The 22417-nt window shown below is 70.9% G+C and carries 22 protein-coding genes, 1 tRNA gene and 2 pseudogenes; 16 read left to right on the top strand and 9 right to left on the bottom strand.

Features of this window, described 5'->3' with window-relative positions:
* The first annotated feature begins 5 nt into the window (after positions 1–5).
* A complete protein-coding gene (locus AB0436_RS22415; RefSeq protein WP_366469688.1) occupies positions 6–926 on the top strand; it encodes a class I SAM-dependent methyltransferase in 921 nt (306 codons plus the stop codon).
* Between the two features lie 15 nt (positions 927–941).
* Here the strand turns inward: AB0436_RS22415 and AB0436_RS22410 are convergent, their stop codons facing one another.
* Entirely contained in the window at positions 942–1973 is a 1032-nt protein-coding gene (locus AB0436_RS22410; protein ID WP_366469687.1) for a LacI family DNA-binding transcriptional regulator, read from the bottom strand.
* A gap of 327 nt (positions 1974–2300) precedes the next feature.
* On the opposite strand from AB0436_RS22410, the gene AB0436_RS22405 reads away from it, so the two are divergent.
* A complete protein-coding gene (locus tag AB0436_RS22405; RefSeq protein WP_366469686.1) occupies positions 2301–3263 on the top strand; it encodes a carbohydrate kinase in 963 nt (320 codons plus the stop codon).
* A 160-nt stretch (positions 3264–3423) separates the two neighbouring features.
* Positions 3424–4569: a PP2C family protein-serine/threonine phosphatase gene (locus AB0436_RS22400; protein WP_366469685.1), complete on the top strand. Its 1146-nt coding sequence runs from the start codon at positions 3424–3426 to the stop codon at positions 4567–4569.
* A gap of 32 nt (positions 4570–4601) precedes the next feature.
* Here AB0436_RS22400 and AB0436_RS22395 read toward each other — a convergent pair.
* Positions 4602–4700, bottom strand: a pseudogene (locus AB0436_RS22395) (branched-chain amino acid ABC transporter); the annotation flags it as partial.
* A gap of 24 nt (positions 4701–4724) precedes the next feature.
* Between AB0436_RS22395 and AB0436_RS22390 the strand changes: the two are divergent.
* Together AB0436_RS22390 and AB0436_RS22385 are read left to right on the top strand one after the other, a co-directional pair.
* Positions 4725–5094: pseudogene (locus tag AB0436_RS22390) on the top strand (type II toxin-antitoxin system VapC family toxin); the annotation flags it as partial.
* Between the two features lie 239 nt (positions 5095–5333).
* On the top strand, positions 5334–6446 hold the full coding sequence (locus AB0436_RS22385; protein WP_366469684.1) for an ABC transporter substrate-binding protein: 1113 nt from the start codon (positions 5334–5336) through the stop codon (positions 6444–6446).
* Positions 6447–6757: 311 nt separating this feature from the next.
* Here AB0436_RS22385 and AB0436_RS22380 read toward each other — a convergent pair whose 3' ends face one another.
* On the bottom strand, positions 6758–7165 hold the full coding sequence (locus AB0436_RS22380) for a VOC family protein (protein ID WP_366469683.1): 408 nt from the start codon (positions 7163–7165) through the stop codon (positions 6758–6760).
* A gap of 209 nt (positions 7166–7374) precedes the next feature.
* Here AB0436_RS22380 and AB0436_RS22375 point away from each other — a divergent pair, with 209 nt between their 5' ends.
* A complete protein-coding gene (locus AB0436_RS22375) occupies positions 7375–7875 on the top strand; it encodes a hypothetical protein (protein WP_366469682.1) in 501 nt (166 codons plus the stop codon).
* On the opposite strand, the gene AB0436_RS22370 is transcribed toward AB0436_RS22375, so the two are convergent.
* From AB0436_RS22370 to AB0436_RS22350, 5 genes are all read right to left on the bottom strand, one after another.
* Positions 7848–9410, bottom strand: coding sequence for a carotenoid oxygenase family protein (locus tag AB0436_RS22370; RefSeq protein ID WP_366469762.1), 1563 nt, complete (start codon positions 9408–9410; stop codon positions 7848–7850). The two genes, AB0436_RS22375 and AB0436_RS22370, sit on opposite strands and share 28 nt — an antisense overlap.
* Positions 9411–9807: 397 nt before the next feature.
* Positions 9808–10254 (bottom strand): PIN domain-containing protein, encoded by a 447-nt coding sequence (locus AB0436_RS22365; protein WP_366469681.1) that lies wholly within the window; start codon positions 10252–10254, stop codon positions 9808–9810.
* Positions 10251–10493, bottom strand: coding sequence for a type II toxin-antitoxin system prevent-host-death family antitoxin (locus AB0436_RS22360; RefSeq protein WP_366469680.1), 243 nt, complete (start codon positions 10491–10493; stop codon positions 10251–10253). Before AB0436_RS22360 ends, AB0436_RS22365 begins: the two co-directional genes overlap by 4 nt.
* Positions 10494–10506: 13 nt before the next feature.
* On the bottom strand, positions 10507–10908 hold the full coding sequence (locus tag AB0436_RS22355; RefSeq protein WP_366469679.1) for a hypothetical protein: 402 nt from the start codon (positions 10906–10908) through the stop codon (positions 10507–10509).
* 399 nt (positions 10909–11307) lie between these two features.
* Positions 11308–11383 (bottom strand) — tRNA-Arg (locus tag AB0436_RS22350).
* Between the two features lie 361 nt (positions 11384–11744).
* Here AB0436_RS22350 and AB0436_RS22345 point away from each other — a divergent pair.
* The 10 genes from AB0436_RS22345 (at position 11745) to AB0436_RS22300 (ending at position 21472) form a co-directional block, all read left to right on the top strand.
* Positions 11745–12254 carry a SigE family RNA polymerase sigma factor gene (locus tag AB0436_RS22345; protein ID WP_366469678.1) on the top strand — a complete coding sequence of 170 codons (510 nt, stop codon included), beginning with the start codon at positions 11745–11747 and terminating at the stop codon, positions 12252–12254.
* Positions 12255–12295: 41 nt separating this feature from the next.
* A complete protein-coding gene (locus tag AB0436_RS22340; RefSeq protein ID WP_366469677.1) occupies positions 12296–13516 on the top strand; it encodes a hypothetical protein in 1221 nt (406 codons plus the stop codon).
* Positions 13517–13729: 213 nt separating this feature from the next.
* On the top strand, positions 13730–15112 hold the full coding sequence (locus AB0436_RS22335) for a UDP-N-acetylglucosamine--N-acetylglucosamine transferase (RefSeq protein WP_366469676.1): 1383 nt from the start codon (positions 13730–13732) through the stop codon (positions 15110–15112).
* Positions 15112–15897, top strand: a complete 786-nt coding sequence (locus tag AB0436_RS22330) for a polysaccharide deacetylase family protein (RefSeq protein ID WP_366469675.1) — start codon at positions 15112–15114, stop codon at positions 15895–15897. Before AB0436_RS22335 ends, AB0436_RS22330 begins: the two co-directional genes overlap by 1 nt.
* Positions 15898–15966: 69 nt before the next feature.
* Positions 15967–16350 (top strand): BlaI/MecI/CopY family transcriptional regulator, encoded by a 384-nt coding sequence (locus AB0436_RS22325; protein WP_366469674.1) that lies wholly within the window; start codon positions 15967–15969, stop codon positions 16348–16350.
* 2 nt (positions 16351–16352) lie between these two features.
* The gene (locus AB0436_RS22320) at positions 16353–17300 is read left to right on the top strand and encodes a M56 family metallopeptidase (RefSeq protein ID WP_366469673.1); all 948 of its coding nucleotides are present in this window, start codon (positions 16353–16355) and stop codon (positions 17298–17300) included.
* Positions 17301–17483: 183 nt separating this feature from the next.
* On the top strand, positions 17484–18413 hold the full coding sequence (locus tag AB0436_RS22315; RefSeq protein ID WP_366469672.1) for an ATP-binding cassette domain-containing protein: 930 nt from the start codon (positions 17484–17486) through the stop codon (positions 18411–18413).
* Positions 18410–19261, top strand: coding sequence for an ABC transporter permease (locus tag AB0436_RS22310; protein ID WP_366469671.1), 852 nt, complete (start codon positions 18410–18412; stop codon positions 19259–19261). The genes AB0436_RS22315 and AB0436_RS22310 overlap by 4 nt, the downstream gene beginning before the upstream one ends.
* Positions 19262–19463: 202 nt before the next feature.
* Positions 19464–20798, top strand: coding sequence for a histidine kinase (locus AB0436_RS22305; RefSeq protein ID WP_366469761.1), 1335 nt, complete (start codon positions 19464–19466; stop codon positions 20796–20798).
* Entirely contained in the window at positions 20795–21472 is a 678-nt protein-coding gene (locus AB0436_RS22300) for a response regulator transcription factor (protein WP_366469670.1), read from the top strand. The genes AB0436_RS22305 and AB0436_RS22300 overlap by 4 nt, the downstream gene beginning before the upstream one ends.
* A 45-nt stretch (positions 21473–21517) precedes the next feature.
* Here the strand turns inward: AB0436_RS22300 and AB0436_RS22295 are convergent, their stop codons facing one another.
* The gene (locus AB0436_RS22295) at positions 21518–22390 is read right to left on the bottom strand and encodes an RNA polymerase sigma factor SigF (RefSeq protein WP_366469760.1); all 873 of its coding nucleotides are present in this window, start codon (positions 22388–22390) and stop codon (positions 21518–21520) included.
* Between the last annotated feature and the right edge of the window lie 27 nt (positions 22391–22417).

The following is a 22417-nucleotide window of genomic DNA, read 5'->3' as shown; positions in this document are numbered from 1 at the left end:
GCGGCATGTTCGCTCTATCGAAAAATCCGCTGGCCCGGCGGGTCCTGCGACCCGCCGCCGTGCTCGTCGACCGGCGCGTGACGCGCCACACGGACCGGCTGCGCCCCGAGATCGAAGAACTCAGGCGGGAGGTGGCGGCGCTGCGCGCCGAGCACAGCTCGCTCGGACTGCTCGTCGACGGAACCGCCCGCAGCGGCCCCCGCACCCCGACCGCCGCTCAACTCGACACCCTGGTCGGCCAGGTGGCCGCGGTGACCGGCGCGCCGAGGGCCGTCGCGCGCCGCAATGTGGTGCTCGCCTACCGGAACGTGATCGCGCTGGAAATGCTCGGCGTCGGCCGCCTCGCGGGCTCGACGCAGAACGTCTGCGGCAAGCTCGCCACCGTCCCGCTGCTCGCACCCGCCGACCACCCGGACGTACTGGAGATCGGCACGCTCTACGGGCTGTTCGCGGCGTCGCTGCTCCGGATGCTGCACCGGGCCGGCATCGAGCCCCGGCTGACGATCGTCGACCCGCTGGCCGGCAGCCAACTCCAGCCCGGTACCCGGGAGGCGGCCGACCCGACGGGCACCCCGGTGCGCCTGGACGTCCTCCGCGCCAATCTCGCCTTCGGCGGAACGCCCGGCGCCGAGGCCCGTATCGTGCGGGGCTTCTCCGGCGACGACGACGTCCGCACGCGGGTCTCCGACCGTGCGTACGGCGTGATCGTGGTGGACGGCGACCACTCCGCCGATGGTGTGCGCGCCGACCTGGAATGGGCCGAGAAGATCGCCGCTCCCGGCGGGACCATCGTCATCGACGACTACGGCGACGCCCGCTGGCACGAGGTCAAGCAGGCCGCCGACCAGCACCTGTCCCGACCCGGTTCCCGCTTCGAACTCCTGGGTACCGCGTCGACCTCGGCATTCCTGAGGGTGCGGGACTGAGGGCGGGCCAGGTGATCAGGCACGGTGCGGCGCAGAGGCAGGCCGCTCGCCGGAGCCTCGGACGATCAGTCGGGTGGGCACGGTGACGGTACGGGCGCGGCCGCGGTCGCCGTCGAGGCGTGCCAGGGCGGTGGCCGCGGCAGCCCTGCCGATCTGACCGGGGTCCTGGGCGACGACGGTCAGGGCCGGTTCCAGCACCTCCGCGAGCGGCACGTCGTCGAAGGCGACGACGGCGACGTCCTTCCGCTCGCTGCGGGCGAGTTCGGCGACCATGCCCAACGTGACCGTGTTGTTGCCGGCGACCAGGGCCGTGGGGGGATCGGCCAGGCCGAGCAGCCGGGAGGTCGCGGCGGCGGCCGCCTGCTGGTCGTGGGCGCTGGTGACCAGGGAGCGGTCGTACGTGAGCTCTGCTTCCTGCAAGGCCGAGCGGTATCCGGACAGGCGTTCACGGCGGGTGTAGAGCCTGACGGGCAGGTCACCGATGAAGCCGATGCGACGGTGGCCGTGTGCGATCAGGTGGGCCACGCCGTCGTGGGTGCCTGAGCGGTTGGAGCTGACGACGCTGTCCGCGGCAAGACCGACGGCCGGCCGGTCGATGAAGACGACGGGCAGGCCCGCGGCGCGGTGGATCTTGAGGTGCGCGTGGTCGGCGCCCTCGCACGGCACGACCATCAGGACGCTGACCCGGCGTCCGAGGAACGTGTCCGTCAGGTCGCGTTCCCGCTCGGCGTCCTCCGCGGAGGAGCCCATGAGCAGGGTCAGACCGCGATCGCGGACGGTTTCCTCGATGCCGCCGGCCACGGCTCCGAAGAATGGGTTGCCGAGGTCGGGGACGACGAGCCCGATGGTGGTGTCGGGTCCGCCGACGCGGATGTTGCGGGCCATGAGGTTCGGCTGGAAGCCGAGTTCGGCCACGGCGGCGAGCACCTGTTTCCTGGTCCGCGCCGAGACGGGTCCGTCCTGGTTGAGCACACGGGAGACCGTCTTGGCGCTGACCCCTACTTCCCGGGCGACGTCGGCCAGGGTGGGGCGTCGGCTCGCTGCCATGGCGGAAACCGTCTCCCGGGGCTCCTGGATTCCGACCGCGGCCCGGGCCGGAGCCTGTGAGAGCAGGGTTGCGTGGTCAGTCGGCTTGGACTCCGGCGGCCTTCGCGGCCTCGGAATCCGCTACGACACTACCTCCGTCCCCACCTCCGTTTCCTCGAGGGTGAGCGCGCCGTTCCAGTCGGCGCTGTGCAGACCGGCCGTGTGTGTCAGCGTTGACTTATGTCATCGTTGACACTCCCTTGCCGAGGATGATGGACTCCCGTTCCGGCAACGTCCACGCCTTGCTCCCGACACACGCTCCCGTACCGTCCGGAAAGAAGAGCAGCCATGAGCCCGCGTCAGATCACCGTTCTGGGGGAGTGCGTCGCGGACGCCTTCACCGAACCCGCAAACGCCCCGCACGAGCTCGCGCTGCGGGTGCTGCCCGGTGGCGGACCCGCGAACACGGCAGTGGCGCTGGCCCGGCTGGGCACCCCGGCCCGCTTTCTCGCGCGGCTGTCCGGCGATGTGTTCGGACGCCTCTTCCGGGCTCACCTGGAGGCATCCGGCGTGGACCTCTCGGACGCTGTCGCGGCCGCCGAGCCCAGCACACTGGCGGTGGCCGAACTGGACGCCCAGGGGCAGGCCGCGTTCTCCTTCCACGCACAGGCCACCGCCGACTGGCAGTGGAGCAACGAGGAACTGGCCGGGGTGGATCTGTCCGACACGGTCTGCGTACACACCGGGTCACTGGCCCTGGTGTGCGAGCCGGGGGCGGCGGTGGTGGAGGAGTTCCTGGCCGCCGCTGCCCCTCGGGCCACCATCAGCATCGATCCCAACGTCCGGCCAATGCTGGTTCACCCCGATGTCTACCGCGCTCGGCTGACGCACTGGTGCGGCCTTGCGGATGTGCTGCGGCTGAGCGAGGACGACCTGGACCTCCTCCTGCCCGGAACATCGCCCGAGCGGGCGTGCGACGTCTGGCACGCCGCCGGGGCGCGCCTTGTCGTGATCACCCGCGGCGCCGGCGGCGCCCTCGTCTCGCTCGACGGTGAACGGCTGCAGGTGCCCGCCGTGACGACGCGGGTGGTCGACACGGTCGGCGCAGGAGACTCCTTCACCGCCGGGCTGCTGCACCACCTGGGCAGCCACGGACTCCTGGGCGGCAGGATGACCGAGCTCGGTCTCGGCGAGGTGGCCCAGGCGTGCTTGTTCGCCACTCAGGTCGCGGCGCTGACCTGCTCGGTCGCCGGCCCCAACCCGCCGTGGCAGAGCCAGCTGGCGCAGGCCGGGGCAGCCGACGGCGCATAACCTCGCCTTCGACGTCCAGCGGGACCGACTCGCGCCGTGGCCAGGGCCGTACGACCGAGCGGTTCGCCGGTGATGTGAGTAGTTTTGTTCCATGGGGCCAAGCGAAGGGCCGGGTCGGCCGCGAGGGTCACGGATGATGCGCTCACCAAGGGCCCGATGCGTGGCTGCGCTCCTGGTCGTAGCGGTTCTGCTGGCGGTCGACGAGCTGGGTGGCTCGCGGGTGCGGATCGCCGGCCTGTTGGTGGCGGTTCCCGCGCTGTCCGCCGTGTTTCTGGGCGCCGTGCCCGTACTGGTGGTGGCTGTCGCTGCCATCGGGGCCGCCGTGGCAGCGGGCGGTAACAACGCGCAGCTGGGCCACGAGAACTTCACCATTGTCCTCATCACCATGGTGCTGATCAGCGGAGCCTCCGTGATGGCGGCCGCCGCGCGCACCCGGCGCGAGCGCGAGCTCGCCCAGGCACGGTGGGTGGCCGCCGTGACCCAACGGGCGCTCATGCCGCCGCTGCCGGAGAGCCTGGGCTCGCTGACGCTCGCGTCGATGTACCTGGCTGCCGACGACGAAGCGGCCATCGGCGGAGACCTCTATGCGGTGGCCCGCCTCGACGGCGGGGACACCAGACTGATCGTGGGCGACGTGCAGGGCAAAGGGCTGGGGGCCACGGAGCTGGCCGGGTTCCTGATCGGTGCCTTCCGGCGTGCCGCCAGGAACCGGGTCCCCTTGCGGGAGCTTCCCGCGAACGTCGACCGCGCGATCCGCGAGGACATCGCGGACCTTGCCATGTCCTCGCCGAAACCGTCACGGTCACCGTCCGGCACGTCGGCGCTTCCGCCCGGCCCGCCACCCCCCGCTCCGCCCGGCTCACCAGGCCCGGAGAGCTTCATCACCGCCGTGGTGGTCGATGTGCAGGACAGCGGTCGGACCTTGCGTTTCGTCAGCTGCGGGCACCCTCCGCCACTACTGCTGCGCGACGACGGGGTGCGCACGCTGACTTCGGACGTACCCGCTCTGCCCCTCGGTCTTGGCGATCTCGGCCAGGACCCACAGGAGCCGGGCACCTGCCCGCTGGCCAGGGGCGACATCCTGCTCCTCTACACCGACGGAGTGATCGAGACCCGCGACGCGGAGGGTGCTTTCTACCCGCTCGCGGAACGACTCGCCGGTCTGCGCGGCCGCTCCCCGGCCCAGCTGCTGCGGGCCGTCCGGGAGGACCTGGAGCACTACGCGGCCTCCAGGCTCAGCGACGACGTGGCCATGGTCGCGGTGCAGTGGCCAGGAGATGCGGACCCGGAACGGCAGATCGACTAGGACAGATGGCCGGGTCGGCGGGTCCGATCGGCTCAGTGGGCGAAGACCGTACTGGCCAGTGCCACGTGGACGACGGTGCCGCCGAGGGTGCTCAGCAGCGCGTTGCGGCGCCACAGGTGCAGGCCGACGGTGGCCTGATCGGCCGCCGGTCACGGCTGGCGATCACCGCTATCACCCTGGCCGAGCTGTCCGCCGGCCCGCACGAGGTCCGTCGCAACGACGAACAGAGCGGCTACGACGAACACGCCGAACGTGCCCGCAGGCTCGACGTCCTCCAACGCGCCGAGAACGAGTTCGACCCCCTCCCCTTCGACGCGGACGCGGCCCGCATCTATGGCCGCATCTGCGCCGCGGTGATCAGCGCGGGCCGCAAGCCGCGCCGCCGGGTGGCCGCCCTGATGATTGCTGCCATCGCCGTGGCCGAGGGCCTGCCCCCTCTTCACCACGAATCCCGACTTCAAAGGGCTGGGCGACCTGCTCACCGTCGTGCCGGTCACCCGCCCGAAGGTTTCCTACCAGGGCTGACGCCCGGGCTCGGATGGATGTGGCCCAACGGGTTCGATCGCTTCTCGCACCTACCGGGAGCCAACCCAGCCACGCCGGCCGTGTCGACAAGCTCGATCGGCGTACGAGGGCCGGCCGACGGCCACGGGACCCGGCACCGAAGCCCGCCACTCCCGGCTCGGCTACTCTCTGCGCCACTGACCCTCACTCTGGGGTCCGGGCAGACACCAACCGAAGCGCCACTCGGGAGACATCAACCCATGCATGCGCCACTATCCCCATCTCGAGCGGAGCGGACTGACGCATCAGCGGTCCGGATCGGCGCTCTCGTTCCGCTGACTCGGCCTGGCTGGGTCGAGGCCGGCCAACACCTGTGCGCCGGACTCGAGTTGGCCGTTCGCGAAGTCAACGACGCCGGCGGGATCGCCGGACGGCCACTCGAGCTGGCGGTCCGGGACACCGCGGCTGATCCACAGAGGGCCGCGGCGGCCGTGGACGAACTGGCCCGCCTGGGCGTGGCTGCCTTGGCGGGGGAGTACCACAGCGTCGTCGCGCGCGCCGCTGCTGCCAGGGCCGACGCCCTCGGCCTGCCGTTCCTCTGTTCGTCAGCGGTGCTGGACGCGCTCACCGACCAGCCAACGGATTGGGTCGCGCGCCTCGCCCCGGCGCAGTCCCACGGCTGGCAGATCTACGCGGACTTCCTCCTCGGCGCGGGCCACAGTCGCATCGCCGTGGCAGCCGAGTCGAGTGTCTACTGGGCATCCGGGGCCCGCATTCTGCGGGACTACCTCGCTCCGCGCGGCGGCGCCGTCATCGAACTCGACATGCGCGCGCTCGCCCCCACCGCGGTGTGCGACCTGCTCGTCGAACATCGCGCGACAGCCCTCCTTCTTCTGGTCGGCCACCCGGAACCGGCCGTGTCGATCGTCAAGTCCGTCCGCCGAGACCAGCGCCTCGCCGGGATCATGATCGGTGCTCCGGCCGGGCAACCGGAGTTCGCCGAATGGGCGAAGCTGCTCGGCGACGACAGCGCGGCGGTCCCGTTCTTGCGCTATCTGCCCGAGCGCCTCAGCCCCCTCGGCGCACGAGTCGAGACGGCCCTCCGTGAGCGGCTGGCCGAAGCGCCCTCCTTCGTCGCCTTCGAGGGCTACGACACGGTCGCTGTCCTCGCTGAAGTGCTGCGCTCGCACGGCGCGGACCGGGCCCGCATCGCCGCATCCTGGCCGCGCGTCGCAGTCGAAGGCACCCGCGGGCAGATCCAGTTCACCCGCCCGCCGGGCATCAACGTGTGGCAATGGGCTTGGGCGCCCGTCCAAGTCGTCGATCGAGATCCGGCGGAACCCGATCGCTTCCGGATCCGCCACACCGGCTGAGGGAGCCGCCTGCAACGCTCGGGGGAGCCGCCGAGCTGTGCCCCATGCCCGCCCGGCTACAACCGGGAGCCCCGCGAACTCAACGCTCTCGAACGGCGGTTGCGGGACGCGTTCGCCCAAGGACGCACGGTCGACGTCCCGGACGACCCGGCATCATCGGGCACGGTGATCCGGGCCGACGTCATCGCGGCGCTTGCTGCTGGGCGCCGACGTTGATCACACCCCCGCAGGCCGCCCCGCACTGCGCCTGACCGGCGCGCACATCGCAGGCCGCCTGGCCACCACGGTCACGGCCGGCATCTTCCGCGCGGTCAGCCGTCAGTGACCGATGCCCTCCAGGAATTCACCGCGACCCGGTCGGACTCGCTGCGCAGAACGCAGAACTCGTTGCCTTCGGGGTCGGCGAGGACTGCCCAGCCAGAGCCATCGGGGTTCCGGTGATCGGTGACGAACGTGGCACCGATCCCCAGCAGCCGTTCCACCTCCTGCTCACGCGAGGTCTCGGGGCGCAGACACAGATGGATCCGGTTCTTGATCTCCTTGGACTCGGGCACCTGGTTGAAGTACAGCACTGGGCCCTCCGCCAGCAGCACCTGAGTCTCCCGATCACCCGGTTTGTCCTCCGGATGCAGTGGATGGCCGGTCACCCGGCTCCAGAACCGGGCCAGTTCGTACGCATCCGCACAGTCGATCGCCACGTTCTGTACTACCGAAACCATGCGGACCAGCCTCTCCGACTTCCCCTGCGGACGCCACCGGTTGCGCTCATCGCTCGCGTACACAGCTCAGGCTTACGGCAGCACGCTCGATGTCTCGGCCGCCGTCGCCGAGAACGTGTTCCGCTTCGTTCCGCCGCTCCCCCGGATGGGGGAGCCCGTCATCCTGCGTGCTGACGTGCGGGCATCTCGGAGTCAGCACGATGGAAGGCATGCTGACGATCAACGCGCTGCCCGACGTTCCACGTTGGGCTGCCCTCGCCGCCCACACGGTCCCGCTTGTCACTCTGCCGTCCGGCCTGTGGCGGATCGCTCAGGTTGCCGGACTCCCGGTGGCCGAGCAGTTGGGCCGGAACAGCCGCGAGGTGGCAGTGGCAGTCTCGCTGACCTTGATAACCGAAGGTCTCGCCCTGCTCACACTCGGGTTGGTGCGGCCTTGGGGCGAGGTCGCACCCCGCTGGCTCCCGCTCATCGGCGGACGGCGCGTGCAGAGACTCGCGGCGGTGATCCCCGCCCTGCTCGGGGCGACGGTGCTGTGCACCATCGGGGGGTGGTTCGCCTGCACCCAGGCAGCAGGGCTGATTGGACGTGTCACGCAGACGCCGACCCAGCAAGTGCTTCTCGTCGTTTGCTACTCCCCGCTGCTGGCGTGGGCGCCCCTCCTCGCAGCCACGGCGGTCGCGTACTACCGGCGCGGGACGACTGTGCTGTGAGGTCCGCCCTTTGCGGATCTCCGGTAGGCGTCCGCGATCCAGCTGCCGTGGAATCCCAGCGGCACCCGGCCGGGCAGCTGAATGCGGGCCAGCGGATGACCGCCGAAGTCCTGGGCCGAGAGGATCACCAGGTCGGTCGCGCCGCGGTCGGGGTCGTTCACGTACGACAGGACGTAGCCGTCGTCCTCGTCCCGCGCCCCGCGCCGCGGGACGAACACCGGCTCGCTGACCGCCGCGCCCCGGGGGAAACGGTGGAGCTGTCTGCTGCCCCGCAACATGTCGTGCTTCATCAGGTAGTTGGTGAACTTTTCGTCCGGCGGCACCCCGTCGACCGTCTCGTACGCGCGCCACATCTCGGCCGCGCTCGCGGTGTAGGCATAGCGGTGCCGTCGCGAGACCAGGGATTCGTTGATGCGAGGGAATTCCTGCGGACGGTCGTCCAGCCGAACACTGCGGACCCGGTCCGCGCGCAGGTCGATCGTCCATCGGTCGAGCGTCGGGGACCCGGTCGCGCAGGGCCCGCCCATGCCGCGCCCGGCGGCGTAGAACGGCGCGGGGAACCCGATGTACTCCACCACGACCGTGTCACCCTGGTCGTAGGCGTTGAGGGTGTGCGAGTAGTACACGGGGTCGATCTCGAACCAGCGCGTGGTGCCGCCGGTGCGCGGCAACAGCCCGATGCGCATGGGGTGCCGGTCGTTCCACACGTACGGCACGATCGCGCCCGCCTCCGCGGCGGCACCGTCGAAAGTGATCGGCACGTCCACGATCACCACGTATTTCTCGGTGAGCGCGAAGTCGTGCATCATCGGCGCGTCCGCGACGGGGATCCGCGTGGTCCGCACCGCCCTGCCGGTCCGGTCGATCATGGTGTGGCGCACATGGTCCCAGGTGGGGTAGTACGCGATCGCGTGCAGCTCGTCGGCCGCCGCGTCGTACTTGGTGTGCGCGGCGAAAGCACCCTTGAGCGTGGAGCGGAAGTCGTACGGGCGCACGGTGTTGAGTTCGCCGTCCAGCTCGTACGGCAGCGGCCCGCCTTCCTGCATCGCCAGGATGCGGCCCTTGTACGGGATCACGTGCGTGTTGCAGGCAAAGTCGTCCGGCGGCACCTGGCCCGGGTAGGCCTCTCCCAGCTTCGCCGTCACCTGCGAGGACCGCACCCAACGGTTGCGGTACCACTCCGCGCGCCCGCCGCGCAGCCGGACCCCGTGCACCATTCCATCGCCGATCATCCAGTGATGGGCACGGACATCCTCGAGGGCCAGCGCGTTCGGGCCGTTGCGCAGGTAGCGGCCGTCCAGGTCACGCGGGATGCGACCGGTGACCTTGAGGTCGAAGGCGGTCAGCTCCTCGGTGACCGGCTCGAAGGCCCCTTCCAGGAACGGGGTCGCCCCGGTCCCGCCGCTCTTCGGGGCTACGGGGCTCGCCTGCGCCGCAGCCGTGAAGAAGCCGGGCCCGAGGCCGCCCCCGACCACACCGCCCGCTGCCGCGACCGCCGCGCCCTTGAGGAGTCTCCGCCGGGTGTGACTGGCCATCATGCTTCCTCGCTCCCTTGTCGGTGTCCGGCTCCGTCGGCCGGCTTCGTGGTGACGGGAGCAACCCTCCTCCGCGGTCGCCCGTGAAGCAGGTGGCCCAGGCCCCGAATCGGGGGGTGGTGCTGGCACCACCCCCCCGGAGGCCGCCGCGTCATGGCAAGCCGCTGGAGGAGCTCAGTCTGCCGAGGTCGGAGCAGGCTGCACGCCCCGGCGAGCACCGCAGTTGCTTTGAGGGGAGCGACGGGTTCTGTCCGTGGAAGGCGACGTGGTGTGGGACCTGCCACCCCTTGGGCCGGACACCCAAGGCTGATCGAACCACTGCGAGACGGCGCCCTGCGAAGCGGCGAGCGAGCGTCCCGGGGCAGGCAAGGCCGCCGTGATTACAGATCTGCCGTGATTACAGATCTTCGGGCAGGAGCCGGAATGCTGGGTGGCCGGTCAGGGGCCGGACCATGCGGAAGTGGTGGTCGGTGGTGAGCAGGGCGTCGGTGCGGTAGGCGGCGGCGAGGGCGACATTCATGGCGTCGGTGAGGCCGATGCCTTTGCCGCCGTCGGCGTCCGCGTAGCCTTCGGCGACCGCGATCGCCGCGCTCAGGTGAGTGCTGACGGAGGGCACCTCGAAGCGTCGGATTGCGAGGTTACGTTCGATGAAGCGCGACGCGATCAGGGCCTTCTGGGCTCCGGCACGGGTGGCGATCAGGTAGTCCAGTTCGGCCAGAACCATGGGGGAGATGATGAGGTGGCTGGTTGCTGCCAGGGCCTTCTTGTGTTCCCGGTGGCCGGCGAGCTTCGGGTCGAGCAGGCGGTATAGGCCGTTGGTGTCGGCGACGGCGACCAGGCTCACGCGCCCATCCCCTTGAGGGTGTCCTCGATCTCCTCGTCGTTGAGGTCGGGCAGGCCGAGGTCGGGGAGGTCGAGGTCGCCCATGGCGTCGGTCGGGTACGGGGGCACCTCGGTGTCGCTTATCGGGACGACCCGTGCGACGGGGGTCCCGTTCTTGGTGACGGTGACGGTTTCTCCGCGGGCTGCTGCGGCGAGGATCTGGGAGGATTTCTGGTTGAACTCGCGGGCCGTGGTCTCCATGTACTACATGTTACTACTCGAGTGAAGCGCATGGGTAAACATCTCGTGCACATGGAGTAGGACCCGATGTGCGAGGCTCCGGGCGGGTGCGCAGAGGCTCCGCCAAGGCGGCGACGTTCGTCGTCACGTAGCCCCAGCGCAGGCCGCGATTGAGCGCTCGCCGGAGGACGAAATGGATCTGGCGGGTGCTGTTCGCGGCGAGCGGCTCGCAGACGTGTTTCTGCTTGGTCGTCGGGTCGGTCTTGCCGTTGCGCCGGCCTTCGCACTGGTCCTGGCGCTGGCGGAGACGGGCGTAGAAGAGCTCTAGCATCTCGGCGGTCAGCTTGCCGGTCTTGAGGTCGCCGAATTGGTGTTCGCCGTGGTTCTGGAACCTATTCATGGTTAATGCCATGGCTACGACGACCAGCGCGCCCACCCGTGAGAGGTAAACGCGCTGGTCAGGCACTGGTGCCCCCGGCAGGATTCGAACCTGCGACACCCGCTTCAGGAGTGGGATCGAATCCTTGCCGGGAAGTGCCTCACGCTTCCGCGCGGTGCTGTCTCCCCTGGTCAGAACCGCACTGCGAGCCTCTTGATCCGGCTCATGCTGCCCTGTACCGGGCTGTCCGCCCGCGCATCGCTCACGCATTCCTCACGCGCTGCTGGCTACTGAGCGGCGCGTGGGTCAGATCTGGCCGAGGTCGATCTCCACCGGGGACAGCCCATTGGTCTGTCTACCAGTCTGATAGGCGTCAACAGGCTGCCTGTTGCACGGCGTTTGGCGTTGTCAGAAGGGGCCCGCCTCCGAAAATCCGGAGGTGGGCCCCTTCTGCACTGGTGCCCCCGGCAGGATTCGAACCTGCGACACCCGCTTTAGGAGAGCGGTGCTCTATCCCCTGAGCTACGAAGGCGGGGCTTGTAGGAAACCTTGCCGAAAACCATAACAAGCGGGCCATCGGTTCGGCACTGGGAAGTCCCGGGTCAGACGCCCCGCGACCGTCTGCCTGAGCGCGCGGATCGGGGATGCACGGCCGAGGATGCGACCGGTGACCATCTGACCCTCGACAGGGTACCGGATCGGTCGTTCGCCGCTGCGCTGTGCGCTGCCCGTCCGTCGGGACCGGCCGTACTCACAACGCCTCGAGCAACTCAGGCGGCCGTCCGAGCGCGGCGCAGACCTGATCCGGGATTGACCGGCGACGGATGAAACATTCGGCCGGGTCCGCCGCATCAGAGAGATGTAAGGCCATGCAGGAAGAAGACGGGAAGCATATGAGGCGACAGGCCCGCACGGACGACTTCCGTGAGTTCGCGGTCGGCCGGGCCAGTCATCTCTATCGCTCTGCCTGCCTCCTGACCAGCGGCGACACCCACCTCGCCGAGGACCTCGTGCAGGAGACGCTGGGGCGGATGTACACGCTGTGGGGGAGGATCGCCCGGATCGACAATCCGGCCGGGTACGCGCAGACCGTTCTCGTGCGGAACTTCCTCGCCCACCAGCGCCGCCGCTCGGCCACCGAGCGCCCGGTCGGCGAGGTGCCCGAGGGGACGGCGGCGGGTGACGACCCGGCGCTGCGGGTGGCACTGCTGGATGCGCTGGCGCGCCTCGCGCCGAAGGACCGGGCGGTGGTGGTGTTGCGGTACTGGGAGGACCGCTCCATCGAGGAGACCGCCGATGTGTTGAACGTCAGCTCGGCCGCGGTGCGGACCAGGGCGGTGCGGGCGCTGGCGAAGCTGCGCGACCACCTGGGCGGCAGCCTGGCGGAGTTCGCCTCCCTCTAAGACGCTTTCGCTTCGTATCTAGGTGAATGGGTAGGTTTGCTATGCCGTTTGAAGAGCAGCTGAGTGATTCGCTCCGCCGAACCGGCGACAGCTTCCGACTCGACGACCGCCCCGCGCTGGTCGAGGGAGGCCTGCGCAGGGGTCGCCGGGCGATCCTCCGCCGACGCACGGCGGCCGTCACCGGCAGTGTGGTCGCCCTGACCCTGGTGGGGTTCGGCGGGGCGTATGCGGGCGGGATGTTCGACGGGGGCGGAGTGCACCGTGTGTCGGTGGCGGGGCCGTCCGAGTCCGGGCCGCGCGCGGTCACCGGCGATCAGATGGTCAAAACGCTCAAGTCCCTGCTCCCTGGCGGGAAGCTCACCAAAACGGCCGGCCGCGGCTCGGGCGGTGCGCCCCCGCCGCTGGCCTATGGGGTGTACGACGACGGCCAGGGCAAGGGTGCGATCTCACTGGTTGTGGACCGGATCAGCCCCTCGGCGGTGGCGCAGTTCATGAAGGAGTCCGGTTGTGGGAGCGCGGTGATGGTGCGCCACGACTCGTGCACGGCCGAGACGCTCGCCGACGGCTCCTGGCTGAAGATCGACAAGGGTTACGAGTACCCGGACCACCGGGCCGAGACCAAGGATTGGACCGCCTCGCTCGTCACGCCCGAGGGCTACCGGGTCGACGTCAGCGAGTGGAACGCCGCAGCGGAGAAGGGCGCTCCGGTCAGTCGACCTGAACCGCCGCTCTCCTCAGCCCAGTTGAAGTCGCTGGTCACGGCCGGGGCGTGGAAGCCGGTGCTCGCCACGCTCCCGGCGCCCGAGAAGCAGTCCGCCGGGGGTGCGCCCGAGAGCGGCACGCCGGACCCGAGTGCCGCGTCCGTGCAGAAGGCGCTGTTGCAGTCGCTGCCCAAGAACCTGAAGGTCTCCGGGCGGGGAAGCCAGGACGGCTATGCGTTCGCCGTGGTCAACGACGGGAAGGGCGAGAGCCTCGTCCAGATCAACGTCCAGCGGAAGATGTCGGACGTCACGCCGCAGGGCGACCGCACGACCCTCCCCAATGGGACGGTGCTGGGTCTGAACAAGCAGGTGGGCGAGAAGGGCGGGGCGGGCGTGGTGCAGTGGACGGCGGACGCGGTGGCGCCCGACGGCTTCCGGGTCGTCGTCTCCGCCTTCAACACCGGTGACCAGGCGAGCGCCGCGACCCGCACCGAACCGGTTCTTACGCTTGCCGAGCTGAAGGCGATCGCGCTGGACCCGAAGTGGCGCAAGTTGAGGTAGGGGCAGTAAGGGACGCCCGGCGGTCCGGCGAATACCGGTGGGCGTTCCGTTGTTTCTACATCATGTAGTAGGTTCGCCGCAGTCCCGGAACCGGACCGTCGCAACGGCGGACCGTTCCGGCTGCGGCTTTGCGTGCCTGGAACCTGGTTCGGCGGCGGGGTCGGTGCTCGTCCCGTCGTTTCCAGGCCAGGTCCGTAAGGAGATCGATCGGCCGTGTTCCCTTGTGACAGCCCGGCAGAGGACCGGACGTCCGCACAGTCCGTCCCGCAGGAGCCGGCGGCCCGGCGGGTCGTGATCATCTCGGCGGCGGTGGGCGCGGGACACGACGGTGCGGCCGAGGAGATCGCACTGCGGCTTCGGAGCGACGGGTTCCTGGTGGACCGGCACGACTTTCTGGAGCTGCTGCCCGCCCGGCTGGGGAGGCTGCTGGCCGGCGTCTATCACCGGCTGCTGACCTGGGCGCCCGTCGGCTACCAGCGGATCTATGCGGCGACCGAGCACACCGGCCGGCCCGGGCTCGCGGTGCGGGCGCTGTTCGGGAGCGCGCAGCGTCGGACGCTGCGGGCCATACCGGCGGACACCTGCGCGGTCGTCTCGACCTACCCGGGGGCCAGCCAGGTGCTGGGGAGGCTGCGCCTGCGGGGGCGGCTTGCGGTGCCGGCGATCACCTATCTCACCGACTTCTCGGTGCATGCCCTGTGGGTGGCGTCCGGGGTGGACGTGCATCTCGCCGCGCATCCGATACCGGCCGGACAGGCGCACGCCCGGGGCGCTGCCGGGGTCAGCGTGAGCGGGCCGCTGGCCGGTGCCCGGTTCGCCCCCGGCACCGTGGAGCAGCGGCGGGCCGCCCGGGCCCGGTTCGGGCTGCCCGAGCGTTCCGCGCTCGCTCTGCTGGTCGCGGGGTCCTGGGGGGTGGGCCCCGTCGAGCGGGTGGCCGCCGAGATCGAGGCGAGCGGGGTCGCGGTGCCGGTGGTGGTGTGCGGGCGTAACGAGGCACTGGCCGAGACGCTGCGGCGCAACGGGCTCCGGCATGTGTACGGCTGGGTCGACGACATGCCCGCGCTGATGGCCGCCACGGACGTGCTGGTGCAGAACGCGGGCGGCCTCACCTCGCTCGAGGCGTTCGCCAGCGGTCTGCCGGTTGCCAGTTACCGCTGCATACCCGGCCACGGGCAGACCAACGCGGCAGCTCTGCAGGAAGCGGGGCTCGCCGGCTGGATCCGTGGGCCCGGCGAGCTGGTGCCGGTGCTCACCGAGCTGTTGTACGGGTCGCTGGGGCGGCAACAGCGGGAGCTGGGACTGGAGTTGATGGCCCACCGACCGGTGGGCGGCCCCGCGCAGGTCATCGCCGAAGCGGTGGACCGCGGCGCCCCCGGCCCCGTGGCGATGGACCTCAACGTCCCCGGCCCCGGGGCGCCGGCGCGGCGACCGGTACGTACAGCCGGCCGGAGGCGACCGCGGATCGGCGTCCCGGTGATAGTCGCGACCGTGGCCGCCACCCTGGCGATGGGCATCGGGGCCCCGCTCGCCGAAGCGTACGGAGACGTGCCGGGCCGGTTCGGCACGGTGGCCCACTTCCTGGACGGAGACAGGTGATGACACTTCAGCGGACAACCGGGGCAGCCCGGTCGGCACGGTCGGCCCGCACCCTGCTGCAGGCGGGTTCCGTCGCGCTGCCGGTGCTCGCCCTCGCGCACGGTGCACCCACCGTCGCCGCCTTCGGGCCGCTGCGCAACAGGTTCATGCCCCGGTTGTCCGGGCAGGGGCGGCCGGATCATGTCGCGCTCACCTTCGACGACGGCCCCGACCATCTGTCCACCCCGCACTTCCTGCGACTGCTGGAAGCCCGGGGGCTGCGGGCCACGTTCTTCCTGCTCGGCTCCATGGCGGTGCGCTCGCCGTGGCTCGTACGGGAGATGGCGGCAGCCGGACACGAGGTGGCGCTGCACGGCTGGGCGCACCGTCCGCTGTTGTTGCGCGGACCTCGTTCCACGTACGAGGACCTGGCGCGCGCCCGCGATACGGTCGGCGGCCTGACCGGCACAGCGCCGCGCCTCTTCCGCCCCCCGTACGGCGTGCTCACCTCCGGCACTCAGCTGGCCTGCCATCGTCTCGGCCTCACCCCGGTGCTGTGGACGGCCTGGGGCGAGGACTGGCGCAGGCGGGCGACGCCGGAGAGCGTCCACGACACGGTGATGGCCGACCTGCGCGGGGGCGGCACCGTCCTGCTGCACGATTCCGACTGCACCTCGGCCGTCGGCTCCTGGCGCAACACCCTCCTCGCGCTGCCCCGGATCCTGGACGCCTGCCAGGGACGCGGCTGGCAGGTCGGTCCGCTGCGCGAGCACGGCACCCGTGGCCCGGCCGGTCGGGAAGGGTGACCGCGGCGGGTCCGGGCGGCCGGCTGCGGAGTACTTTGGGCACCCGACGGTGACGAAGGGGCGGGGCGCGTGAGCGAGCAGGACCGCAGGGCTTCCGGGCGCCGGGCGCCCGGCGAGCTGGAGAGCGAGGTACTGGCGGCTCTCTGGTCGGCCGGGGAACCGGTGGGTGCGGGCACCGTGCGCGAGCAGGTGGCCGGGAGGCCCGCGTACACCACGGTCCTGACGATCCTGTCCCGGCTGTACGACAAGGGGCTGGTCACCCGGGAACGCGCGGGGCGCGGGTATCTCTACTCCCCGGTGCGCGACGAGGCCGGCCACGCGGCGGCGGGCATGCGCGATCTGCTGGAGCACGGCGGGGACCGGGCCGCGGTCCTGGCCCGCTTCGTCTCCGAGCTGCCGGCCGAGGACGAGAAGCTCCTCGAACAGCTGCTGCGCGGCCACCCGGAGGACTAGCCGTGGGGATCAGTGGCTTCGCTCTCTGGCTGCCCTTGCTGGTCAGCGCGGTCGTCGCGCTGACCGCACCGGCGGCGGGCCGCAGGCTGCCGCCCCGCACGGCTGCCTGGCTGCTGACCACCGCTGCGGTGATCGCGGCCGGCGCCTGGGTGACGGTGCTGGCGATGATCGGGTTCACCCTGGTCGGCCAGATCCCCGAGGTAGCGGAGGAGGGGCGGTGGTCGCCGCACCTGCTGGCCGCGGACACCCCGGTCGACCGGCCGGTGGCCGCGGCGTGCGCGATGGCCGTGCTGGTCTGCGCGGTGACGCTGACGGTGGTGTCCTGGCGGCAGGCGCGGCTGATGGTCGACGCCTGGCGCGAGTGCCGGGACCTGCCGGTCGCCGGTGACCTCGTGGTCGTCGACGATCCGGTGCCGACCGCCTTCGCGCTGCCCGGCCTGCCGGGCCGGGTGGTGGTGTCGTCCGGGATGCTGCGCGCGCTGTCCGCCGACGAGCGCCGCGCCCTGCTGGCCCACGAGCGCGCCCATCTGCGCCACCGCCATCATGTCTTTCTGCTGGTGCTGCAGCTCACCGCGGCCGTCAACCCGCTGTTGCGACGGGTCGTCGGGGCGGGCGGGTTCGCCCTGGAACGCTGGGCGGACGAGGAGGCCGGAGCCGTCGTCGCCGACCGCGGCCTGGTGGCCCGTGCGGTGGCCCGCGCGGCCCTCGCCACCCGCGGTGCGCCCGCCGCGGCGATGGCAGCCACCGGTGGCCCGGTCCCGCAGCGGGTCAGAGCCCTGCTCGCGCCGCCCCCGCCGGTGCGCCGCCGGCCCGCTCTGGCGTTCGCCGCCCTGCTGGTGGCCTGCTGCGCCAGCCTGGCCGTGGCGGGCCACGACATCGACGGGCTGTTCGACGCGGCCACGACGGCCAACACCGCCGGAGCCGCGCACTGCACCGTGCATCCGCGCTGAGGTTCACCCGTCCGTACGCACCTGAGCCCGGAGCCGCGCGCCCCTGCGACCGCGCCCGTGGTACCGGGGTACCACGGGCCCCGTGCAGATGGGGCCCGGGTACCACGGTTCGCGCTGATCCTGTTCCTAGCCTGAGGCTGAGGTGGTCGGGGAGGCCCACCACCCGAAGGCGAGGACGATTCCATGATCGTTGCACAACAGCTGACGAAGCGGTACGGAGAGAAGACGGCGGTCGACCGGCTCGACTTCACCGTCAAGCCGGGAACCGTCACCGGATTCCTCGGGCCCAACGGCGCGGGCAAGTCCACCACGATGCGCATGATCGTGGGCCTGGACGCCCCCACCGGAGGCACGGTCACCGTGAACGGCCGCCGGTACGCGAAGCACACCGCGCCGCTCCAGGAGGTCGGTGCACTGCTGGAGGCGAAGTCGATCCACCCCGGGCGGTCCGCGTACGACCACCTGATGGCACAGGCGTACACGCACGGCATCGAGCGCCGCCGGGTGGAGGAGGTCATCGAGATGACCGGCCTGCAGACCGTCGCGAAGAAGCGCGCCGGTGCCTTCTCCCTGGGCATGGGCCAGCGGCTCGGCATCGCCGCAGCGCTGCTCGGCGACCCGGCGACCGTCATGCTCGACGAGCCGGTCAACGGGCTCGACCCGGAAGGCGTGCTGTGGATCCGCAACCTGCTCACCGGACTGGCCGCCGAAGGCCGTACGGTGTTCGTCTCCTCGCACCTGATGAGTGAGATCGCGCTGGTGGCGGACCATCTGATCGTGGTCGGCCGGGGCAGGCTGCTCGCCGACACCACCGTCCAGGAGCTGGTCGGCCAGGCCGGCGGGGACACCGTGAAGGTCGCCACCGAGGACCCCGCCCGGCTGCGTGAGGTACTGGCGGGTCCCGGGGTCGAGATCACCGGCCGGGCCGGTTCCGAGGAGCTGGACGTCACCGGGATGTCGCCCAGGGAGATCGGTACCAGGGCCGCGAAGGCCGGCATCGCGCTGTTCGAACTCACCGCGAGGGCGGTCTCCCTCGAAGAGGCGTTCATGGAGCTGACCAGGGACGCGGTCGAATACCACGGCACCACCGAGACGACCGGGAGTGCGGCATGAGCACCATCACCTCCACGCCCGAACCCACCGTCGCCCCCACCTCCCGGGGCGCCCGCCCGCAGTACCGGGTGACCGGGCGGCGCGTGCTGCGCTCGGAGTGGGCCAAGCTGTGGTCGCTCCGCTCCACCTGGATCACCCTCGCCCTGGGGTTGGTGTTCCTGGTGGCGTTCGGACTCATCGCCGCGGCGCAGTACAAGTCCCGGCTCACCTCCGGGCACCACATGGACCCCGACTTCGCCAGTTCCACGGCGGTCGGCCTGTCGCTGTTCGGTACGAACTTCGCCCAGCTGGCACTGGGCGTGCTGGGCGTACTGGTCACGGCGGGCGAGTACTCCACCGGCATGATCCGCTCCACCCTGGCGGCGGTACCGCGCCGGCTGCCGGTGCTGTGGTCCAAGGCGGCGGTGTTCGGCCTGATCGCCCTGGTCCTCGGGCTGGTCGGTGCCTTCGTCACGTTCCAGATCGCCGGCGGTATAGTCTCCGGCACTCCGGCCGCCCTGACCATGTCGGACAGCGGCGTGGTCCGCAGTCTGCTGGGCGCCGGGCTCTACCTGGGGCTGGTCGGCGTGATCGGCACCGCGCTGGGCGCCCTGCTGCGCTCGGTGGCTGGCGGCATCTCGGTGCTGGTCGGCGCGCTGATGCTGGTACCCGGACTGATCTCGCTGCTGCCGAGTTCCTGGCAGAACACGGTGGAGCCCTACCTGCCCAGCAATGCGGGCGAGTCGATGTTCGCCGTGCACCACGCGGCGCACACCCTGACGCCGACGGCCGGGCTGCTGGTGTTCCTGGCCTGGACCGTGCTGGCCCTGGCCGGTGCCGCCTGGCGACTGGTGCGTACCGACGCCTGAGCACGGCGGCACGCGGTGGCACACGCGGCGCGGTGGCGTGGTGGCTGCGGTCTTCGGGGGCCGCGCACCGGTTCCCGTGCCGCACGATGGACAGGTGATTTCCTTGACTTCCGTGACTCCTGGGGGCGCGCCGGCCGCAGCCGCGACGGTGTTCCCCGGCGGGGAACTCGACCCGTTGTGGGGACATCCGCTGGTCGTGCGGATGTCCCGGGTCGCCAGGCGGATGCGGCAGACCGACCGGAACCACCCATGGCTGCTGGACTCCGCGGTGGCCCTCGGTGTCGTCCTGATGTTCTGCGTACCGGACCTGGTGCACGGTGGTCGCCCGCCGGACGCGGCCGTCGACGTCCCGCGGCCGCCCGTCGCCGAGGTGCTTGCCCTGCAGGCCGCTCTGGTGCTCCCGCTGCTGTGGCGGCGCAGATCCCCGTCGGCGACGTTCACGCTGGTCACCGCGGTGTTCCTGTTCCAGTGGTCGCTCGGCGTCTGGCTGCGGGCGGACGTGGCACTGATGGTGGCCCTGTACAGCCTGGCTCTGCACGGACGGCTACGGCATCTGCCGTGGGCCTGCGCGGTGATGGCCGGCGCGATGGCGCTGGTCGCGGTACGGCTGGCGGCCGCGGTGCCGGTGGGGGACGCGATGTTCGTCCTGTTCAGCGCCACGACGGCGGCGCTGGCCCTGGGGCTGGTGGTGCGCATCAGGCGGGCTCAGCTCGCCGGTCTGCGCGACCACGCGGCCCGGCTGGAAATCGAACGCGACCAGCGCAGCAAGCTGGCCGCGGCGGCCGAGCGCACCAGAGTGGCCCGCGAGATGCACGACATCGTCGGCCACAATCTGTCCGTCATCATCACGCTGGCCGACGGCGGTGCCTATGCGGCGAAGGTCACTCCGCAACGCGGCGCCCAGGCCCTCGAACTCATCGGCGACACCGGTCGGCAGGCCCTGGGCGAGCTCCGGCGGATGCTCGGCGTGCTGCGCGAACAAGCGGACGCCCCGCAGCTCAGCCCGCAACCGGGCATCGCCGACATCGACGCGCTGTGCCGGCGTATCCGCGCCGCCGGTCCCGACGTCGTCTACCGCACGACCGGTGAGGTGGACGCGCTGGACCCCGGTGTGCAGCTGACGGTCTACCGCATCGCGCAGGAGGCGCTCACCAACGCCCTGAAGCACGCCGGCGCCGGCACCCGGATCGAGCTGGCCGTGGCCCTGCGCGGCAGCCGGTTGCGTATCCAGGTACTGGACACCGGACCGCCCCCCGGGATTCTGCCGCCGGCACGGGGCGACGGGGAGGGGCACGGTCTGGCGGGGATGCGCGAGCGCGCCGCGCTGTACAGCGGCAGCGTCACCGCAGGACCACGGCCGGGCGGTGGATGGACCGCGCGGGCGGTTCTCGACCTCACGCCGCTGCCCGAGACGCCACTGCCCGAGACGCCACTGCCCGAGACGCGGCTGCCGGAGACGCCGGTGGCCGCAGTGCCGCTTCCCGCCACCCCGGTGGGCACCGCCTCGCTCCCCGACACCCCGGAAGGCGTTTCATGACCACCGTGCTCATCGTGGACGACCAGCCTCTGCAGCGCTTCGGTTTCCGGATGCTGCTGGAGTCCGTGCCGGAAACCGATGTGGTCGGCGAGGCGGCGCACGGCGCCGAGGCCGTACGGCAGGCCGCCGAACTCCGTCCCGACGTGGTGCTCATGGATGTACGGATGCCCGGAATGGACGGCATCGAGGCCACCCGCAGGATCACCGCCGCCGGTGGGCGTTCACGCGTCCTGGTGCTGACCACGTTCGACCTGGACGAATACGCGCATGCCGCGCTGCGCGCCGGGGCCAGCGGCTTTCTGCTCAAGGACGCGCGCCCGGAGGAACTGCTGTCCGGTATCCGCGCCGTGGCCACCGGTGACGCGGTCATCGCGCCCGCCCTCACCAGGCGCCTCCTGGACACCTACGCCCACCACCTGCCCGGCCGCCCGCAGGACGGCGCAGCCGACCCGCGGCTGACCGCGCTGACCGAGCGGGAGCACGAGATCCTCGTCGCGATCGGCCGCGGCTGGACCAACACGGAGATCGCCGAACGTCTGGTCCTGTCGGAGTCCACCGTCAAGACCCATGTCGGCCGGGTACTGGCGAAGATCGGTGCCCGCGACCGGATCCAGGCGGTGATCTTCGCCTACGACCTCGGGCTCACCCACCCCAACGCCGCGGCCACCGATTGACCCGAAGGGACGGTGACCGCGGCGCGGGGGAACGTGGAACGTACGTCAGTCCTCCACGAGCATTCCGGTGCGCAGGCGCTTGAGAATGCGGGCCAGCAGGCGGGACACATGCATCTGGGAGATGCCGAGCTGCTCGCCGATCTGCGACTGGGTCAGTTCCTCGCCGAAGCGCATTTCCACGATGCGGCGTTCGCGCCCGTCCAGCCGGCTGATCAGCGGGGCCAGCGCGTGCAGGTCCTCCACCGTCTGCATCGCCGGGTCCGGCTCCCCCAGCACATCGGCGAACGTACGGCCGTTCGTCGGCGCCTGGCCATCGGCCGCGTCGCTGGGCATGTCCAGCGAGCCGGCCGTGTAGCCGTTGCTGGCGACGATGCCCTCCACGACCTCTTCCTCGGTCAGATTCAGGTGCTCGGCGAGCTCGGCGACCGTCGGGTCGCGGTCCAGGGTGACCGCGAGGCGTTCCTTGCCCTTCGCGATCTCCACCCGGAGCTCCTGGAGCCTGCGGGGCACATGGACGGCCCAGCTGGTGTCACGGAAGAAGCGCTTGATCTCCCCGACGATGTAAGGAACCGCGAAGGTGGTGAATTCGACTTCCCGGCTCAGATCGAAGCGGTCGATCGCCTTGATGAGGCCGATGGTGCCGACCTGAATGATGTCTTCCATCTCGCCGCTGCCGCGGTGCCGGAATCGGTTCGCGGCGAACCGGACGAGCGAAAGATTCATTTCGATCAAGGTATTGCGGGCGTACTGATATTCATGGGTGCCCTCTTCGAGTACCTGGAGCTGATCGAAGAAGACCTTGGAAAGCTGTCGGGCATCGCGCGGGGCGATCTTGCCCGCGTCCTCGATCCACGGAAGCCCCTCGACTTCCGTCGCCGATGGAGCAAGTGCGGATGACACAGGTCCTGACTTGGTCATGGCATCTGCTGCAGACATCGGCATCAT

The organism is Streptomyces sp. NPDC051322, assembly GCF_040689485.1.
Taxonomy (GTDB): domain Bacteria; phylum Actinomycetota; class Actinomycetes; order Streptomycetales; family Streptomycetaceae; genus Streptomyces.
This window is presented reverse-complemented; position numbering and strand designations above follow the sequence as displayed.

Excerpts from the sequence above, each read along its gene's own strand:
- AB0436_RS22415 (WP_366469688.1), top strand. The coding sequence starts at position 6 with ATGTTCGCTCTATCGAAAAATCCGCTGGCCCGGCGGGTCCTGCGACCC.
- AB0436_RS22300 (WP_366469670.1), top strand. The coding sequence starts at position 20,795 with ATGACCACCGTGCTCATCGTGGACGACCAGCCTCTGCAGCGCTTCGGT.
- AB0436_RS22310 (WP_366469671.1), top strand. The coding sequence starts at position 18,410 with ATGAGCACCATCACCTCCACGCCCGAACCCACCGTCGCCCCCACCTCC.
- AB0436_RS22295 (WP_366469760.1), bottom strand. The coding sequence starts at position 22,390 with ATGACCAAGTCAGGACCTGTGTCATCCGCACTTGCTCCATCGGCGACG.
- AB0436_RS22305 (WP_366469761.1), top strand. The coding sequence starts at position 19,464 with ATGTCCCGGGTCGCCAGGCGGATGCGGCAGACCGACCGGAACCACCCA.
- AB0436_RS22380 (WP_366469683.1), bottom strand. The coding sequence starts at position 7,165 with ATGGTTTCGGTAGTACAGAACGTGGCGATCGACTGTGCGGATGCGTAC.
- AB0436_RS22370 (WP_366469762.1), bottom strand. The coding sequence starts at position 9,410 with ATGGCCAGTCACACCCGGCGGAGACTCCTCAAGGGCGCGGCGGTCGCG.
- AB0436_RS22405 (WP_366469686.1), top strand. The coding sequence starts at position 2,301 with ATGAGCCCGCGTCAGATCACCGTTCTGGGGGAGTGCGTCGCGGACGCC.
- AB0436_RS22360 (WP_366469680.1), bottom strand. The coding sequence starts at position 10,493 with ATGGAGACCACGGCCCGCGAGTTCAACCAGAAATCCTCCCAGATCCTC.
- AB0436_RS22315 (WP_366469672.1), top strand. The coding sequence starts at position 17,484 with ATGATCGTTGCACAACAGCTGACGAAGCGGTACGGAGAGAAGACGGCG.
- AB0436_RS22330 (WP_366469675.1), top strand. The coding sequence starts at position 15,112 with ATGACACTTCAGCGGACAACCGGGGCAGCCCGGTCGGCACGGTCGGCC.
- AB0436_RS22385 (WP_366469684.1), top strand. The coding sequence starts at position 5,334 with ATGCATGCGCCACTATCCCCATCTCGAGCGGAGCGGACTGACGCATCA.
- AB0436_RS22340 (WP_366469677.1), top strand. The coding sequence starts at position 12,296 with ATGCCGTTTGAAGAGCAGCTGAGTGATTCGCTCCGCCGAACCGGCGAC.
- AB0436_RS22410 (WP_366469687.1), bottom strand. The coding sequence starts at position 1,973 with ATGGCAGCGAGCCGACGCCCCACCCTGGCCGACGTCGCCCGGGAAGTA.
- AB0436_RS22375 (WP_366469682.1), top strand. The coding sequence starts at position 7,375 with ATGCTGACGATCAACGCGCTGCCCGACGTTCCACGTTGGGCTGCCCTC.
- AB0436_RS22345 (WP_366469678.1), top strand. The coding sequence starts at position 11,745 with ATGAGGCGACAGGCCCGCACGGACGACTTCCGTGAGTTCGCGGTCGGC.